19 protein-coding genes are annotated in these 16292 nt (G+C 69.5%); 10 read left to right on the forward strand and 9 right to left on the reverse strand.

The genetic code is table 11. From position 1 onward, the window contains the following. Together ACXVUM_RS08460 and ACXVUM_RS08465 are read right to left on the reverse strand one after the other, a co-directional pair. Positions 1-2373 (reverse strand): ATP-dependent DNA ligase, encoded by a 2373-nt coding sequence (locus tag ACXVUM_RS08460; protein WP_458521377.1) that lies wholly within the window; start codon positions 2371-2373, stop codon positions 1-3. Positions 2374-2456: 83 nt separating this feature from the next. Further along, on the reverse strand, positions 2457-2927 hold the full coding sequence (locus ACXVUM_RS08465) for a DUF2231 domain-containing protein (RefSeq protein ID WP_458521378.1): 471 nt from the start codon (positions 2925-2927) through the stop codon (positions 2457-2459). Positions 2928-3001: 74 nt separating this feature from the next. Here ACXVUM_RS08465 and ACXVUM_RS08470 point away from each other — a divergent pair, with 74 nt between their 5' ends. Continuing rightward, complete coding sequence (locus ACXVUM_RS08470; protein WP_458521379.1) at positions 3002-3676, forward strand: response regulator transcription factor; 675 nt, start codon at positions 3002-3004, stop codon at positions 3674-3676. Here the strand turns inward: ACXVUM_RS08470 and ACXVUM_RS08475 are convergent. Together ACXVUM_RS08475 and ACXVUM_RS08480 are read right to left on the reverse strand one after the other, a co-directional pair. Beyond that, positions 3652-5088, reverse strand: coding sequence for an ATP-binding protein (locus ACXVUM_RS08475; RefSeq protein ID WP_458521380.1), 1437 nt, complete (start codon positions 5086-5088; stop codon positions 3652-3654). The two genes, ACXVUM_RS08470 and ACXVUM_RS08475, sit on opposite strands and share 25 nt — an antisense overlap. Before the next feature lie 17 nt (positions 5089-5105). Next, positions 5106-5756: a DUF305 domain-containing protein gene (locus ACXVUM_RS08480; protein ID WP_458521381.1), complete on the reverse strand. Its 651-nt coding sequence runs from the start codon at positions 5754-5756 to the stop codon at positions 5106-5108. A 120-nt stretch (positions 5757-5876) separates the two neighbouring features. Here ACXVUM_RS08480 and ACXVUM_RS08485 point away from each other — a divergent pair, with 120 nt between their 5' ends. Together ACXVUM_RS08485 and ACXVUM_RS08490 are read left to right on the forward strand one after the other, a co-directional pair. Next, entirely contained in the window at positions 5877-6587 is a 711-nt protein-coding gene (locus tag ACXVUM_RS08485; RefSeq protein ID WP_458521382.1) for a response regulator, read from the forward strand. A gap of 2 nt (positions 6588-6589) precedes the next feature. Then, a complete protein-coding gene (locus tag ACXVUM_RS08490; RefSeq protein WP_458521383.1) occupies positions 6590-7744 on the forward strand; it encodes a sensor histidine kinase in 1155 nt (384 codons plus the stop codon). On the opposite strand, the gene ACXVUM_RS08495 is transcribed toward ACXVUM_RS08490, so the two are convergent. Both ACXVUM_RS08495 and ACXVUM_RS08500 read right to left on the reverse strand, forming a co-directional pair. Beyond that, complete coding sequence (locus ACXVUM_RS08495) at positions 7700-8839, reverse strand: permease (protein ID WP_458521384.1); 1140 nt, start codon at positions 8837-8839, stop codon at positions 7700-7702. The genes ACXVUM_RS08490 and ACXVUM_RS08495 overlap by 45 nt on opposite strands. Positions 8840-8863: 24 nt before the next feature. Then, positions 8864-9115: a hypothetical protein gene (locus ACXVUM_RS08500; RefSeq protein ID WP_458521385.1), complete on the reverse strand. Its 252-nt coding sequence runs from the start codon at positions 9113-9115 to the stop codon at positions 8864-8866. Between the two features lie 229 nt (positions 9116-9344). Here ACXVUM_RS08500 and ACXVUM_RS08505 point away from each other — a divergent pair, with 229 nt between their 5' ends. The 6 genes from ACXVUM_RS08505 (at position 9345) to ACXVUM_RS08530 (ending at position 12698) form a co-directional block, all read left to right on the forward strand. Further along, a complete protein-coding gene (locus tag ACXVUM_RS08505; protein WP_458521386.1) occupies positions 9345-10043 on the forward strand; it encodes a phosphatase PAP2 family protein in 699 nt (232 codons plus the stop codon). Further along, positions 10040-10174, forward strand: a complete 135-nt coding sequence (locus tag ACXVUM_RS08510) for a hypothetical protein (protein ID WP_458521387.1) — start codon at positions 10040-10042, stop codon at positions 10172-10174. The genes ACXVUM_RS08505 and ACXVUM_RS08510 overlap by 4 nt, the downstream gene beginning before the upstream one ends. A 41-nt stretch (positions 10175-10215) precedes the next feature. After that, positions 10216-10383, forward strand: a complete 168-nt coding sequence (locus ACXVUM_RS08515; protein ID WP_458521388.1) for a hypothetical protein — start codon at positions 10216-10218, stop codon at positions 10381-10383. Positions 10384-10506: 123 nt separating this feature from the next. Further along, positions 10507-10650 (forward strand): hypothetical protein, encoded by a 144-nt coding sequence (locus ACXVUM_RS08520; RefSeq protein ID WP_458521389.1) that lies wholly within the window; start codon positions 10507-10509, stop codon positions 10648-10650. Positions 10651-10769: 119 nt separating this feature from the next. Then, entirely contained in the window at positions 10770-12290 is a 1521-nt protein-coding gene (locus ACXVUM_RS08525; RefSeq protein ID WP_458521390.1) for a SulP family inorganic anion transporter, read from the forward strand. Positions 12291-12326: 36 nt separating this feature from the next. Continuing rightward, complete coding sequence (locus ACXVUM_RS08530) at positions 12327-12698, forward strand: MerR family transcriptional regulator (protein WP_458522827.1); 372 nt, start codon at positions 12327-12329, stop codon at positions 12696-12698. A gap of 51 nt (positions 12699-12749) precedes the next feature. Here ACXVUM_RS08530 and ACXVUM_RS08535 read toward each other — a convergent pair whose 3' ends face one another. Beyond that, positions 12750-13373: a class I SAM-dependent methyltransferase gene (locus ACXVUM_RS08535; protein ID WP_458521391.1), complete on the reverse strand. Its 624-nt coding sequence runs from the start codon at positions 13371-13373 to the stop codon at positions 12750-12752. Positions 13374-13460: 87 nt separating this feature from the next. Here ACXVUM_RS08535 and ACXVUM_RS08540 point away from each other — a divergent pair, with 87 nt between their 5' ends. Next, entirely contained in the window at positions 13461-14930 is a 1470-nt protein-coding gene (locus ACXVUM_RS08540; protein ID WP_458521392.1) for a dihydrolipoyl dehydrogenase family protein, read from the forward strand. Position 14931: 1 nt separating this feature from the next. Here ACXVUM_RS08540 and ACXVUM_RS08545 read toward each other — a convergent pair whose 3' ends face one another. Both ACXVUM_RS08545 and ACXVUM_RS08550 read right to left on the reverse strand, forming a co-directional pair. Beyond that, positions 14932-15561 (reverse strand): CDP-alcohol phosphatidyltransferase family protein, encoded by a 630-nt coding sequence (locus tag ACXVUM_RS08545; protein WP_458521393.1) that lies wholly within the window; start codon positions 15559-15561, stop codon positions 14932-14934. Continuing rightward, the gene (locus ACXVUM_RS08550; protein ID WP_458521394.1) at positions 15561-16283 is read right to left on the reverse strand and encodes a TVP38/TMEM64 family protein; all 723 of its coding nucleotides are present in this window, start codon (positions 16281-16283) and stop codon (positions 15561-15563) included. Before ACXVUM_RS08550 ends, ACXVUM_RS08545 begins: the two co-directional genes overlap by 1 nt. Positions 16284-16292: the final 9 nt, after the last annotated feature.

Below are 16292 nucleotides of genomic sequence, written 5' to 3' on the forward strand. Positions count from 1 at the left end.
TCACAGATCGCCCGGCAACTTGTCCCGGCGGATGCCTCGCCAGCTCGGGTGCCTCAGATGCCCGGCGGTGGTCCAGTCCATGAAGCGGACCTCGGCGACCACCTTCGGGAGCACCCACACCGCATCCCGTTCGATCGGCCGGTCGAGACGCTCCACGAAAGGGGACGTCTTCCGGCGCAGCGGCTCCAGTTCTGCGGTCAGCTCCCTCAGCTGGCGCTCGGTGAGGCCGGTGCCCACGCGGCCGACGTAGCGGAGGCCGGTGTCCTCGGGCAGCCCCACCAACAGTGACCCGATGGTCGACGAGCGGTTCCCCTTCCCGGGCCGCCACCCGCCGACGACGACCTCGATGTCACGCCAGTTCTTCTGCTTCCGCCACGTGGTCGACCTCCGACCCTGCTGGTAGACCGAATCACGGCGTTTCGCCACGACGCCCTCCCAGCCACGGTCACGACTGTGTGCGATGGCGTCCTCGCCGGAACCCTCGAGCACGGGTGGGACCTCGACGACCGGGTCGTGGGCGAACAGCGGTGCGATCTCCTCGAGTACCGCGCGTCGGTCCCGCCAGGGTCTGCGCAGCAGCGACGTCCCGTTCAGGAACAGGACGTCGAACACGAGATACCGGATGTCGACGTGCTCCTCGGATCCACCGCGCCCGGTGAGCAACGTGAAATTGCTGCGGCCACTGGGATCGATCGCGACGGCCTCACCGTCGAGGATCACGTCGAGAAGGCCGAGATCATCTGTCAGGGAGGTGAGTTCGGGGAAGTCGGCGGTCATGTCGATGCCGGATCGGCTTCGCAGGCGCAGGGTGCCGTCGGTGTACTGGGCCAGGATCCGGTAGCCGTCCCACTTGCCCTCGAACGCCCACGTCGCGGGATCGAGCCCCTCGACGGGTTCGAGGGTGGCCAGCATCGGTCGCGGGTCGCGCAGGCTGTCGGGCACGATCGGCCGCGGCTCGTCGGACATGAGGTGGGCGAGCCAGTTCTTCTCGCCCGTCTTGATGAGCGCGTACCTGCCCTGGATGCGCTCACCGTGCAACCGCACGATCACCTCGTCGTCGCGCCACTTCTCGGTCTCGTAGGTCCCGCGATCCCAGATCTCGACGTGCCCGCCGCCGTACTCGCCGGCGGGGATGTCGCCGGCGAAGTCCGCGTAGTCCAACGGGTGGTCCTCGGTGTGCACGGCGAGGCGGTTCTGCCCGGGGTCGTCGGGAAGGTTCTTCGGCACCGCCCATGAGACGAGGACGCCGTCGCGCTCGAGTCGGAAGTCGTAGTGCAGCCGACGGGCGTGGTGTTCCTGGATCACGAAGATGGGCCCCTCGGAACGGTTGTCCTCGACGAGGTCTGGCCCGGGGTCGTCGGCCGGTGGGTTCGCCGTGTCCCCGAACGGTTCCGGTGTGCGGGACTCGTCTCGCTTGCGGCGGTACTCCGACAGGTCGACGATCCCCGGTGCGGTCGGCCGATCCGGCTCCGTCCCCGCGGTCGGGCCCGGCACCGCACGATCCAGATCGGCGATCAGGTCGCCGAGTTCGTCGATCCGCGTGCGCATCTCGGTCAGGGAGACGTGTGCGAGATCGGGATCCTCCAGTTCCTCCCAGGTCCGGGGAGCGGCGACCGTCGGTTCGTCCCTGCCGCGCAGCGAGTACGGCGACAGCGTCGTCTTCGCGCTGCTGTTCTGACTCCAGTCGATGAACACCTTGCCCGCACGCACCGACTTCGACATCACCGCGGTGACGTCCTGCGGACGCTCGGCGGCGAGCGCGGTCGCGATCTGCTTCGCCACGGTGCGCGCGTTGTCCGACGTGACCGCGGCCGGTAGGGGCGCGTAGACGTGAATCCCCTTGCTGCCACTCGTGACCGGGAATCCTGTGAGGCCGGCTCCGTCGAGGATGTCGCGGACGAGCAACGCGATCTGGGCGGTCTGGGCGAGGGGCACACCGGGGCCCGGGTCGAGGTCCAGGACGAGACGGTTGGCGCGGCGCTCCGCCTTGGGAAGCGGCCCGTCGTCGACGGGGAACGTCCACTGCGGGACGTGCAGTTCCAGCGCAGCCTGCTGGGCGAACCAGATCAGGTCGGCCCGGGAGGTCGCCAGCGGGTACGTCGCACTGCGGTCGCTGTGGTCGATGACCCGCCGCGCCACCCAGTCGGGGGTCCCTGCGGGAAGGTTCTTCTCGAAGAACGGCTGGGCCCCGGTGCCGTCGGGCCAGCGCTTGCGGGTGATCGGACGCCACCACAGGTGCGGGAGCATCAGCGCGGCGACGTGGTCGTAGTACTCGATGACCTCGGCTTTACGGGTCCCCGTCGCGGGGTAGAGCACCTTGTCGAGGTGGGTGACCGACACCGTCCGGCCGTCGACGTCGAGCGTGTCCGCCATGAGAACCAGTGTCCCAGGCTCGGCGCCACGCGCAGCCGGACGGCATCAGCGCCGCTGAACAGGGTCAGCGCAGCCGACGAGAGTCAGTGTGACCAGACGGACTGCGCGCCGCTGTCGCCGGTGATGTAGACCCAATAGATGGCGCCGATCGACAGCGCCACCGTCACCACCGCCAGGGCGATCGTGCTGACACGGAGTGCACCGGCGGGGACTCGCGGCATGCGCTCCATCACCAGCGGACCCTGGAGTGCCCAGTACAGCACCACGGCGACGAACAGCGGGGCGACCCAGTAGATCATCGCGCCACCGAGTTCGGTGTGGTGCTCCAGCTCGGGATTCGGCGGTGTGGTCTTCTCCAACGCCTCGCCCGCCGACGTGGTGATCGGCGTGATGATCACGGCGATCAGTCCCACGATCGGGACGATGATGCCGAGCTTGCGGCGCGCGGCAGGCCAGGCGACCGTGACGATCCCCAGCACGGCCAGGAGGAGGATGAACGACACCGCGAAGTGGACGTAGAGGGGATGGGCGGGTATCCCGTTGATGGAATCCATACGCGCATGCAAGCAGAGCGTCGTTGAGAGATCGCTGAGACAGGTGAGGCACACCTGGGTGAGGGGAGCAGGGAGTGCGCATCCTGGTGGTCGAGGACGATCGCAACGCCGCCGAGACGCTCCGACGCACCCTGGCGGCCCAGGGCTGGGCCGTCGACGTCGCCCACGACGGTGACACCGGACTCGTCCGCGCCATCCACGGCGACTACCACGCGGTGGTGCTCGACATCATGCTCCCGGGGCGCAGCGGATACGAGGTGATCCGTGGTCTCCGCGAGCACGAGGTCTGGACGCCGGTGATGATGCTGACCGCGAAAGACGGTGAGTACGACCAGATCGACGCGTTCGACCTCGGGGCCGACGACTACCTCGTCAAACCGTTCCCGACGCAGGTGATGGTGGCGCGGCTCCGCGCTCTCATCCGCAGGGGTGCCCCGGAACGACCGGCCGTGCTCACCGCCGGGTCCCTCACGCTGGACCCGGCGGCCCACACGGTCACGCGACGAGGGACAGCACTGTCACCGACGCCCCGTGAGTTCGCGGTCTTGGAGTTCCTGATGCGCAACGTGGGGGTCGCGGTCAGCAAGGCCGAGATCCTGCGTTCGGTGTGGGATGCGCACTTCGACGGCGACGAGAACGTCGTCGAGGTGTACGTCGGATACCTACGGCGCCGCATCGACAAGCCGTTCGGGTGCACATCGATCGAGACGGTCCGCGGCGTCGGTTACCGACTCGTGGCGGTCGACTGATCGACAGGGCTGTCCTCGTCGACGGTCGGGAGCGTCAGCGTGACGCGGGTCCCACCGAGAGGTGAGTCGTCCAGGGTGAGACTCCCGCCGTGGGCCCGCACGATCTCGGTGACGATCGCCAGGCCGAGACCGGCACCGCCGCCGCCCGCGCGGGAACGTGAGCCGTCGAGCCGTGTGAACCGTTCGACGACGCGGGCGCGATCGACGGCCGGGATCCCCGGGCCGTCGTCGTCCACGTCGATCCTCGCCTCACCGTCGACCCCGCACCGCATGGAGATCTGCACCGTCGTGCGCGCATGCCGCGCCGCGTTGTCGGTGATGTTGCGCACCGCGCGCGCCAGGGTCTGCGCGTCTCCGTGGACCCGCAGGGCCGAGACCTGGGCCGTCACCGAGACGTCGGTGGTCTGTCGGAGCCTGCGGACGTCGGCGTCGACGAGGTCGTCGAGGTCGACGTCGGCTGCCGGAAGCGGGGATGCACCCTCGTCGGACCGGGCGAGGAGGAGCAGGTCGTCGATCAGCGCGTGCAACCGTCGCGCCTCGGGCAGGAGCACGTCGGACACCGTCTCGTGGTCGACACCGTCGCCGCGCGACGCCGCGAGGTCGAGTAGACCGAGCAGGGTGACGAGGGGGCTGCGCAGTTCGTGAGAGGCGTCGCCGACGAACTGCACGTGTCGTCGATGCGCCGCGTCGAGCCGGTCGAGCATCGCGTTCATCGTCTCGGCGAGGTCGGCGATCTCGTCCCGTGTCGTGGGCACGGGGACACGCTGGTCGAGTCCGGAGCCGGTGATGGCCGCGACGCGGGCCCGGATCCTCTCGACGGGCGCGAGCGTGCGGCCACTCAACAGGTAGGTGGCGACGGCCATCATCACCAGGATCAGCGGGAACACCGCGGCCACGATGGCGGCGACGATCAACAGCACCCGATCAATCGGGCCCTCGGCCGCGGCGACGATCACCGTCACCACACCATCCGGGGTGCTCACCGCCCGCGCCGTCGCCCGGTATTTCGTGTCGTCGTCACCGGCGATCCGGGCGTCGTCGAGGGTGCGCGTGAACCCCGCCGCGCCCGGCGGTGCCAGGGGGATGTCGCGGTCGCCGGGGGTGGCGGCGAGGACGCGACCGTCGGCGTCGACGACCTGGATGAGATCGATGCTCGTGGTCGGGACGAGGACACCGGGGTCGAGCGACGCGACCGGAGTGGTCCGGAGCGCACCGGCGATCTCGGTTGCGCGGGCACGGGTCACCCCGTCGGCGGTGCTCAGCAGCGACTGGTGCAGGACGAGGAGCATGACCCCCGCGGCGATCGCCAGCCCGACGGCCAGCAGCGCCGTGGCCACCACGGTGAGCCGCACGCGGACGCGGGCGAACCTCGTGTAGGCGCCGGAGGCGATGCGCTGAAGGGACAGGGTCATCCCTGCAGCGTAGATCCCTACAGCTGCGCGAGTAGCTGACGCATCGTCGCGATCTCACGCTGCTGGGTGGTCACGATCGACTGCGCCAGCTGCTTCGCGTCGGCGTTCTTGCCGGCGCGGATCGCGTTCTGCCCCATGGTGATCGCCCCGCTGTGATGCTGGATCATCTGGTCGAGGAACAGCTTCGCCGCGTCTGCTCCCTGCGCGGACCGCAGCGCGTCCATGTCGTCGGCGGACATCATCCCGGACATCGAACCCTTGTCCATGGTCCCGTGGTCCATCGAGCCGTGATCCATGGACATGCCGCCGTCGGCGGACACGCCCCAGGACGACGCCCACCGCTTCATGGTGGTGATCTCCGGCCCCTGTGCTGCCTTGATCTCCTGTGCGAGCGACACCACGCGGGGGTCGATGCCGGACTTCGCGAGCAGCATGTCCGACATCTGAATGGCCTGCTCGTGGTGCGGGATCATCATCTGCACAAACATTGCGTCGGCAGCGTTGTGTGACCCGGCCGAAGCCGAGGCGGAGGACGAGGCTGCGGGTGCCGACGTGTCGCTCGACGAGGTCCCGCAGGCGGTGAGCGCGATGGTCGCGCCGGCGGCGAGTGCGGTCACCGCCAGCGCTGCGCGTCTGACACGGCGACGACGAAGGGTGGTCTCGGTCATGCCCCCGATGATCGGACCACGGTGTCGAGGACTGATCCTCGAATCATGGAGATTCGATGGAGATCGATGGTCGGGTCCGATGTAGTCGACAGACCGGCGCCCCTTCGCGACGATGTGGGCATGGGTGTCGACGAGGGTGGCGCGGCCCTCCGGGCCCTGGTGGTCGAGGACGAGGTGGATCTTGCTCAGGTCGTCGTCTCGTACCTCGACCGGGCGGGTTTCGCGGTGGAACACATCGTCGACGGTCTGGGCGCGGTGGAGCGCGCTCGTGCGTCGGATCCGCACGTGGTCGTACTGGATCTCGGTCTGCCAAACCTGGACGGCATCGAGGTGTGCCGTCGGCTGCGCACGTTTTCCGACGCCTACGTCGTGATGCTTACGGCGAGGTCGGATGAAGTGGACACTCTCGTCGGCCTCGGCGTGGGCGCGGACGACTACGTCACCAAGCCGTTCTCACCCCGGGAGCTGACGGCACGGGTGCAGGCGATGATGCGGCGACCTCGGACCGCGCAGCATCCCGGCCCTCGGAACGTCATCGTGATCGGCGACCTGGAGATCAATCTGGACGCCCGTGAGGTTCGGGCCGCGCGAGGGCTCGTACCCCTCACACGAACAGAATTCGATGTCCTGGAAGCGCTCGCACGTCACCGAGGCGTGGTTCTGAGTCGCCACCAGCTGATCGAGATGGTCTGGGGCGCCGGGTGGGTGGGCGACGCGCACCTCATCGACACCCACGTCGGGCATCTGCGTAGAAAGCTCGGCGACGATGCCGCGGTGGGGAAGTACATCCGCACCGCCCGAGGGGTAGGCTATCGGATGGGGGAGGGATGATCATGGGTCGACGTTCTCCCGGTTCGGGTTTCGCTCGACGTCTGCTCATCGCGCAGAGCGCGGTTGTTGTCGCAGGCGCGCTGACCGCGGCGGGTATCGCGGCCGCGATCGCGCCAGGCCTATTTCACAAGCACCTCCTCGAGGCGGGTGTCGCGAACATTCCGATGGGTGTGGAGCACGCCGATCGCGCCTTTCGCTCGGCTCTGGTGCTGTCGCTCGGCGTCGCATTGCTCGTCGCTGTCCTGTTGAGCATCGGTGTCGCGTGGTACTTCACGCATCGGATCCAGCAGTCGATTGCGTCGGTTGCGTCCACCACAGCCGACATGTCCGAGGGGCGACTCGACACCCGTGTCGGACCGTCCGGCCTGGGTACTGACTTCGACCGTCTCGGTGAGTCGATCAATGTCCTGGGTGAACGGCTCGCCGCGACCGATGGAGTCCGGCGTCGGCTGATGTCGGACCTGGCGCACGAGATGCGGACGCCGGTGGCGACCATCATCGCGCAGGTCGAGGCCATCGAGGACGGTGTGCGGGAGCCCGATGCGCGGACATTGCAAGCGATCCGGGCTGCGACCGGGCGTCTGCACCGACTGGCGGCGGACCTCGGGGCGGTGTCGACGGCGGACGAACAGCTCGAGTTGGCCGTCGGCCCGGTCTCCGTGCGGCAGGTCGTCGACGACGCGGTGACACTCGCGCTCCCGCGCAGCCGGGATTCCGGGGTCACGCTCGACGTCGGTGACGTCGACGACGTCGCCGTCGAGGTGGATCTCGACCGCGTCGGTCAGATCATCGGTGTCCTGCTCGACAACGCGCTGCGCCACACGCTCGCCGGCGGGACGATACGCATCGGCGCGACGGCCGCGGACGGCGGCGTCGACGTCGACGTCGTCGACACCGGCGAGGGCATTGCCGCAGGCGACCTCGAGCACGTCTTCGACCGGTTCTACCGCGGTGACTCCGCCCGCAGTACCGCGACGGGTGGCAGCGGCATCGGTCTCACCATCGCGCGATCGCTCGCGCACGCACACGGCGGAACTCTTTCTGCGGCGAGTGATGGCCGAGGCCGGGGTGCGCGTTTCACGCTCCGTCTGCCCGTCGCCGCGCGTCGCGCGTCAGTCCCGGGACGGGTCGCCGCCCATGTGGGCGAGCATCGGTAGACCGCCGGTGCGGACGAACCGGGTCACCAGGATGGCGGCGAGCGCGAGCGCGACGATGTTCAGCCACGTGGTGTAGTTCCACGAGATCCCCTGATCGGGGATGTGGGCCGTCGACGGGTCCGGCACGAGGCCGAGCCCGGAGAAGAGCGCGTCGACGATCCAGCTCGCGAGGACGATGGCGACGTAGAACGTCCCGACGATCCGGACGGTCATCGCCGTCCCGTAATACTTGCGATAGATGTTCAGGATCGGCGCGATGAGCAGGTCGGCGAAGATGAAGGCCACGACGCCACCGAAGCTGATGCCGCCGGTCCAGAGCACCACCGCGAGCGGCACGTTGCCCACCGAACACACGAAGCTGATCACCGCGACGAGCGGACCGATGATCGGCCCCCACACCGCGGACGCCAGGGGGTGGTCCTCGAAGAACAATGCCCGCCAGACGCTGTCGGGAACCCACGCAGCCACGGCGCCGGCGATCAGGACACCGGCGATGATGTCCTTGTAGATCGCCGCCCACTCCATCGCGAAGATCTCCGACACCGAGGTGAACGCCTTGCGGGAGAACAGGCGCCGCCAGAAGCCGGCGTCGGAGTCGACGGACATGTCCATGCCGGCGTGCCCCTCCATCGAGCCGGCGATGCCTTTGTCCGCCTGCTCGCGTGCCGCCGCGATGACCCGCTCGCGCAGGATGATCCGGAAGATCACCGCGACCAACACGATGATGATCGGACCCCCGACGAACTCGGCGAGTGTGAACTGCCACCCCATCAACAGGGCGAGGACGACGCCGAGCTCGATGACCATGTTCGTCGACGCGATCTCGAAGGCCATTGCCGAGATGAACGACGCCCCCCGGCGGAAGAGCGAACGTGCCAGTGCGACTGCGGCGTACGAACACGACGACGACGCCATGCCGAATCCCGTGGCGACCAGCAGCTCGCGTGGCCCGTCACCACCGAGCGCGCTGGTGATCGCCGACTTTCGGACGACGGACTGGATGACCGCGGAGATCGCGAAGCCGAAGACGAGTGGCCACAGGATGGTCCACGCCATCGAACCGGCGACCTCGAGGGCGTGCAGGACTGCGTGCATGGCGTGCTCCTCCGAGGTCCGGCGTCAGCGGCGGTGGTCGAGGTCGTCGAGCATTGAGCGCATCTCGACGGCGGTGATCTCGCCGCGTGCGTATCGCATCTCGATCACATCACGAACGGTCCCCTCGTGGACTGTCGGCTCCTTCGGCGCGACCGTGCCCCGACCTCGATCGCCGCGCATCACGACGACGGCGACGACACCGACGACGACCACCACCAGGAACACGATCACGACCCAGAAGCCGCCGATGCCCATCCCCGCGCCGTTCATCATCACGTGCCCTTCCGTAGTCCTCACCCGTGCCCCGTTGGGTATACGGATGGCAAGGCGTCGGTTGCAACAAGGCGCCTTGTCCTAGGTGTCGTGTTCGTCCGTCTTACGGGGAATCGCCGGGCGAGTGAGCAGGATGTATGGATTTCGTGGTGTCGGTGTGTGGAGTTTGTGTGAACCCTGCACCGCATGCGCTTTCAGCGTCCTCACAGTGGACGTCGTGCACGGTGTTCTCATGTCTCCTCGTGCGCGTGCTGCGACCACGCTCGTCCTGGTTGCCGCCGTGCTGGGTCTCGGGCTCGCGATCGCGGTCCATCATGACCCGGCGGCCGGCGCCGACGGCGCCACGCTGCGCTGGTTCCTCGACCACCGGACGCCTTGGGCGACGCATCTCGCGACCGCTCTCAGCACCGTCTTCGCCCCGATGTGGGTGGCGATCGCCGCCGTCGTCGTGGCGGTCGGACTGATCCGGCGTGATCAGCTGCTCGACCGAGGAGTGCGGGTGCTCGGCACCGTTGCCATCGCGGGGGCCCTCGCCGAGGTGTTCAAGCTCGGCATCAACCGCCTGCGCCCCCCAGCGGTGGACCAGGTCGCCTCACCGGAGGCCGCGGCGTCGTTCCCGTCCGGACACGTGACGGGCACCGCCGCTCTGCTGCTCGCCGCTGCGCTGACGGTGACGGCGTCGCGGGCCGCGCGGACCACCGCGCTCACCACGGCGTCGCTGCTGACTGTCGCGGTCGCGGTGTCTCGCCTCTACCTCGGCGCCCACTGGCTCACCGACGTGATCGCCTCCGTTGCGGTCGCCGTCGCCGCGGTGATCGCGGGGCCGGTGGTCGTCGACGCCGTGCTCGCCGCACTCCGACCTCATCTGCCGCTGCGATTGCGGTCGATGGTGGACGCCGGTGGACGGACATCGGCCGAGGCCGCACGATGAGCCTCGTGGTCGTCGGACTCACCGCGTGGGTCCCCTGCTCGGTGGCCACCGCACTGGTGGTCGCCCGCGGGATCCGTAGCGCCGAGCGCGCGGAGCGCCACGCAGTGGACGAGGCGTCCGCGCGCCGGTGATGTCCCGACCGCGAGCCGAGCGTTCGAACCGCCTGAGCCCCATGCAGTTCGTCGTCGGGTTCGGCGTCGTCAGCATGCTCACCGACATGGTCTACGAGGGTGCCCGGTCGATCACCGGGCCGTACCTCGCGACGGTCGGGCATCCGCGGCACTGGTCGGACTCATCACCGGCGCAGGGGAGGCCGTCGCGCTCATCCTGCGGATGGTGACGGGCCCGCTCTCCGATCGCATCGGGCTGCGCTGGGACCAGTCGATGCTCGGGTACGCGATGACCGCGGTCGCTGTGCCACTCATCGCCGAGAACTACAGCGGCATCGGCTGGTGACGGCGTCGTGCCCGATGACCAGCATCGTGGCGGGGTGCGGTCCATCCCCGCCGTGAACGTGTACTCCCTGGTCACCCAGGTGGTCGCCGGGGCGATGCTCCTCGCGATCGACGCGCGCCCCCGATTCGGCGAAACTCTCCCCTCGGGGTAGAGTTCGACGAGTTCCGCGACGGAGCCGCCGCCGATGGCGAGCCGGGCCCCCGCGGCATCCCGAGAGCGCACCGCCGCGCCATCACGCACGCATCCGGCCACGGCCGAACGGAGTGACCCATGTCCACACCTGCCCCCAGTGTGTCCACCGAGCCGAGTCCTGCCGCGCTGCAGTCGGTTCTGGGCACACTCCGCTCCCCGAAGCGCCTGCGCACCGAGGTGCTCGCGGGGCTCGTCGTGGCGCTCGCCCTGATCCCCGAGGCGATCTCGTTCTCCATCATCGCCGGCGTCGACCCCCGGATCGGACTCTTCGCCTCGTTCACCATGGCCGTCACCATCTCGATCGTCGGCGGTCGGCCCGCGATGATCTCCGCCGCGACCGGCGCGGTGGCGCTCGTCGTCGCGCCGCTGGTCAAGAGCCACGGACTGAACTACCTGATCGCCGCGGTCATCCTCGCCGGCATCGTCCAGGTGGTGTTCGCGGGCCTCGGGGTGGCGCGCCTCATGCGCTTCGTCCCCCGCAGCGTGATGGTGGGCTTCGTCAACGCCCTGGCGATCCTGATCTTCCTCGCGCAGCTCAAACACCTGATCCACGTGCCCTGGCTCGTCTACCCGTTGGTCGTCGTCGGCATCGCGGTCATCGTGCTGCTTCCGCGGATCACCGCTGTCGTGCCGGCGCCTCTCGTCGCGATCGTCCTGCTGACCGCGGCCACACTCCTCTTCGGGTGGAGTCAGGTCCCGAACGTCGGTGACGAGGGCGAACTCCCGTCGAGCCTGCCCGCCTTCCTGATCCCCGATGTCCCCTACACGCTGCACACGCTCAGCATCATCGCCCCGTACGCCGTGACGATGGCGATCGTCGGTCTTCTCGAGTCGCTGATGACCGCGAAGTTCGTCGACGACATCACCGACACGCACTCGGACAAGACGCGCGAGGGCGTCGGTCAGGGTGTCGCCAACGTCGTCACCGGCTTCTTCGGGGGCATGGGCGGGTGCGCGATGATCGGGCAGACGATGATCAACGTGAAGGTCTCGGGCGCACGGACGCGTATCTCGACATTCCTCGCGGGTGTGTTCCTGCTGATCCTCGTCGTCGGACTCGGTGACATCGTCGCGTTGATCCCGATGGCCGCGCTCGTCGCGGTGATGGTCATGGTCTCGGTCGGGACGATGGACTGGCACAGCATCACCCCGTCGACACTGCGACGGATGCCCAAGAGCGAGACCCTCGTGATGCTGGCGACCGTCGCGGTCACCGTGGCCACGAACAACCTCGCGTACGGGGTGGGTGTCGGCGTGCTCACCGCGATGGTGCTGTTCGCGCGTCGGGTCGCGCATCTGACCGAGGTGGTCGACGTCGACCACCCGGACGAGCACACCCGCGTCTACGCGGTCTGCGGTGAGTTGTTCTTCGCCAGCAGCAACGATCTCGTCTACCAGTTCGACTACGTCGACGACCCGGCGAACGTGGTCATCGACATGACCGACGCCCACATCTGGGATGCCTCCACCGTCGCCGCGCTCGACGCGATCACCGGCAAGTACGCGGCAAAGGGCAAGACGGCCACCATCATCGGGCTGAACGACGACAGTGCGAATCGCCACGAGCGGCTCAGCGGTCGACTCGCCGGAGCGCACTAGGTGTCGGGGGTGTCAGACCCCGCCGCGTCGTCTCTGATGAAGATCGGCGAGGTCGCGGACGCGACCGAGCTGTCGATCAAGACGATCCGGCACTACGACGAGGTGGGACTCGTCCAGCCGTCGGCCCGGTCGGCCGGCGGGTTCCGCCTCTACACCCAGGACGACGTCGACCGGCTCCTCACCATCCGCCGGATGAAACCGTTGGGCTTCTCGCTGGACGAGATGGGGGAGATGCTGCGGGCGATCGCCGAGCTCGACGACGCGGACGCCACCGACGCCGCACGTGATGCGGCACGAGAGGTCCTGCACGCGTTCCGGTCTCGCACGGTGGACGCCTGCGACCGTCTTCGGGTCCAGCTCGACTACGCGCGCGAACTGACCGAGCGACTCGACAACATCGGGCGCTGACACCCGGCGCGTCCATCGTGTGTGGGCGGTCGTCTGCGGCGGAGGCGGCGGTCAGCGTGGTGTGCGACCGACGCGGACCTGGATGTGTCCCCCGCGGGCCTCGGCACAGGACACGTCCTCGGTCAGGTCCTCCAGGGCGGTCCACGGATGCGCGGTGATGTCGGAACCGCCCAGGGCGCAGGCCAGTCGGGCCAGGGGCGTCCAGATCCGCGCTGCTCCTGTCGGCGCCTGCATGTCGACGATGGCGACCGTGCCCCCGGCAGCAGTCAGTCGCACCATCGTCTCGACGGCCCGATGCCAGTGGGGCATCAGTGAGATCGCATAGGTCGCGATGACCGCGTCGACGTGGCCGGGCGTGCGGCGGTCGTCGAGCGCCGTCGCGTCGTCGCACACCAGGGTGACGTTCGACCACCCGTGTGTCGTTGCCCGCCGGCGCGCCTGCTCGAGCATCTGCGGGCTGCTGTCGACGCCGGTGATGGTTCCCGTGGGCCCGATCGCATCCTGGAGGAGTGCGAAGTTGAGCCCGGTGCCGCATCCGATGTCCACGACGTGGTCGCCCGCGCCGAGCCCGCACATCGCGATGCCGCGGACGCGGCCTGCCCGGTAGACCGGCCATTCAGCGGAGATCAGGTCGTAGAAGCGCGCCGACGCGGTGTATTTCCCGGTTCCCGTCATGCGCCCTCCTCGACATCGGCGGCCCGCCCGCCGGGGGCCGCTCGACGTCGGGGGAACGCATCGGGGGCCCCGCAGGGTTCCATCATCGTGGAGAAGAGTTCACCGGACCCCGCGACGACCGCCCGTGCATCACATGCCCGCGGGGAGCCGGAGATCGATCTGCTCGTCCTCGGCGGCGGAACCGCGGGCATCGTCGCCGCGAAGACCGCGGCGCGGCTCGGTGCCCGCGTCGTGCTGGTCGAGCGGGATCGGACCGGCGGCGACTGTCTGTGGACGGGATGCGTGCCGTCGAAAGCGATTCTCGCGGCCGCGCATGCGGCGACCGCCGCGCGGCGGGCGGGACGACTCGGTGTCTCCGCGGCGGAGGTGACGGTGGACTTCGCTGCGGTGCGCGCGCACGTCCGGTCGTCGATCGACCGCATCGCCCCGATCGACTCCCCGGACGCGCTGCGGGCGGAGGGGGTCGTTGTCCTGCATGGTGCGGCGGTGGTGACCGGGCCGGATTCGGTGGTGGTCGGTGAGCGTCACCTGTTGTTCCGCCAGTTGGTCATCGCCACCGGCGCGCAGCCGACCATCCCGGAGATCCCTGGGTCGGGCGGCGTGCCGACGTCCACCAGCGAGACCATCTGGGATCTGACGGAGCTCCCCGCCCGTCTCGCGGTGCTCGGCGGCGGCAGCGTCGGATGCGAGCTGGGGCAGGCCTTCGCGCGACTCGGTTCGACCGTGACGATCGTCGAGGGCGGCGAACGGATCCTCGCGCGCGAGGATCCCGACGCCGCCGAGGTGGTCGCCGCCGCGCTCGCGGCCGACGGTGTGACCGTGCTGACCGGCGTCCGGCCGGCGGAGGTCGTCGACGGGCACCTGATCCTCACGGACGGCCGTCGTGTCGCCGCCGATCACCTCCTCGTCGCCGCCGGGCGCACCCCGACGACGCATGGGCTGGGCCTGGACGCGGCAGGGGTCGACGTCGACGGCCGAGGACACGTCGTCGTCGACCGGTACCTGCGAACCAGCAACCCTCGGATCTGGGCGTGTGGCGACGTCACCGGGCACCCCCAGTTCACCCACACCGCCGGGATGCACGGCAGCGTCGCCGCGTCGAACGCGGTCCTCGGGGTCCCGCGGTCGGTCGAGCGGACCGGGCAGCCGCGGGTGACGTTCACCGATCCCGAGGTGGCCGCGGTGGGGGTCACCACTCCCGCCCCCGGTCTGCGCGTGCTGACGTTGCCGCACGACGAGGTCGACCGGGCGGTCGCCGAGGGCCGGACCGACGGCTTCACCAGGCTGATCCTCGACAAGCGCCACCGCGTGCGAGGAGCGACGGTGGTCGGCCCTCGTGCCGGGGAGACCATCGGCGAGCTGGCGCTCGCCGTCCGTCTCGGCCTGCGGACCCGGGACATCGCAGCGACGACGCACCCGTATCCCACCTTTTCCGACGGTGCGTGGAACGCTGCGATCGCTGACGTCCGCGGACAACTGGACGCGCCGGCGACCCGCCGCGCACTGCGGGTGATCGCCCGGGTACGCGCCCGGTGGGTGCGGTGGTCGTCGGGCTGAGTCAGCGCAGGGCGCGGTATCCGGCGACGATCCGCTGGACGGAGCTGACGGCGACGACGGCCGCCCAGACGATCGCGATCTGCCAGGCGACCGTCGCGAAGACCAGCCACAGGGCGTGCACGACGATCGTCTCCGTCCCCTCGGCGAGGCCTCCGAGGAACGACAGCGACCGACCGTCGTCGATCGTCCGGCCCGACTTCTCGGCGATCGACGAGAACGCGAGGAACGCGGTCCCGTTGATGTAATAGGTGAACAGGACCAGCAGGAACGGCCACCAGGGGGCGCCACTCGCGTGGCTCGCGCCGATCGCGACCCCCACCACGGTCGAGCCGTAGACGACGAAGTCGGCCGTGATGTCGAAGAATCCGCCCGCTCCCGCGTCGGCGGTCCCCGGGTCAGCCGCACGCCGACGCCGCGCGAGGGGACCGTCGAGTCCGTCGGCCAGACGGGACATCAGCCACAGGAGCAGTGCGGCCCACCACCAGGCCAGCCCGGAGGTGACGGCGCTGCCGAGGCCGAGCACGAGTCCGGCCGCGGTCAACCGGTCGGGGGTGACACCGGGGCGGTCGAGGAGGCGCGCCGCCTCGCGCAGAGGGCGTTCGAGGCGCGGGCGGAGTGCGGCGTCGAACATCAGTCGTCGATCCCGGGGTCCGAGCGACGCATCCGCCGTGCCACCAGACTCGACACGACGGTCACGACGACCACCGCGGCGACGGCGGCGAGGAACGGCCACGACAGGGGAGAGGTGCCGTAGGCGCCGAGAGCCGTGTACCCCGCGGTCGCCGGAAGGATCCCGACCACCGTGCCGATGACGTAGTGACGCTGCCGCACACCGCTCAACCCGGCCGCGTAGTTCACCAGCGCGAACGGGAACACCGGGATCAACCGGACGACGATCACCGCGGGCAGTCCGCGGCTCGTCAGCATCCTGTCGAGCGCCGCACCCCGGCCGGAGATCCGCCGGGACACCGACTCGCGACCGAGCCACCGCGCGATCCCGAACCCGATCCACGCGCCGAGCGTCGCGGACACCACGACGACGAGGACCCCGGAGACGAAACCGAACAGCAGTCCGGCCGCGATGGTGAGCGCGCTCGCGGGGAACGGGGTCAGCGACAGCGCCGCGTAGACCAGGACGAACAGCAGGACCCCCCACACGCCGGCGGCGTCGACGCGGTCACGCACCGACGCCGCGTCGGGGATGTCGACGGTCAGCGCGACTGCCACCGCGGCGACGACGAGGACCCCGAACACGGCCGGTTTGAGCCACCGGCCGCGCGACGGGCCGCTCGTATCGGCCGTCCGGGCGTCGTCCTCGATGCTGTCGTCGACGGCGTCGCGGTGGGTCGACATCGCATCTCC

This window comes from Williamsia sp. SKLECPSW1, assembly GCF_054332755.1.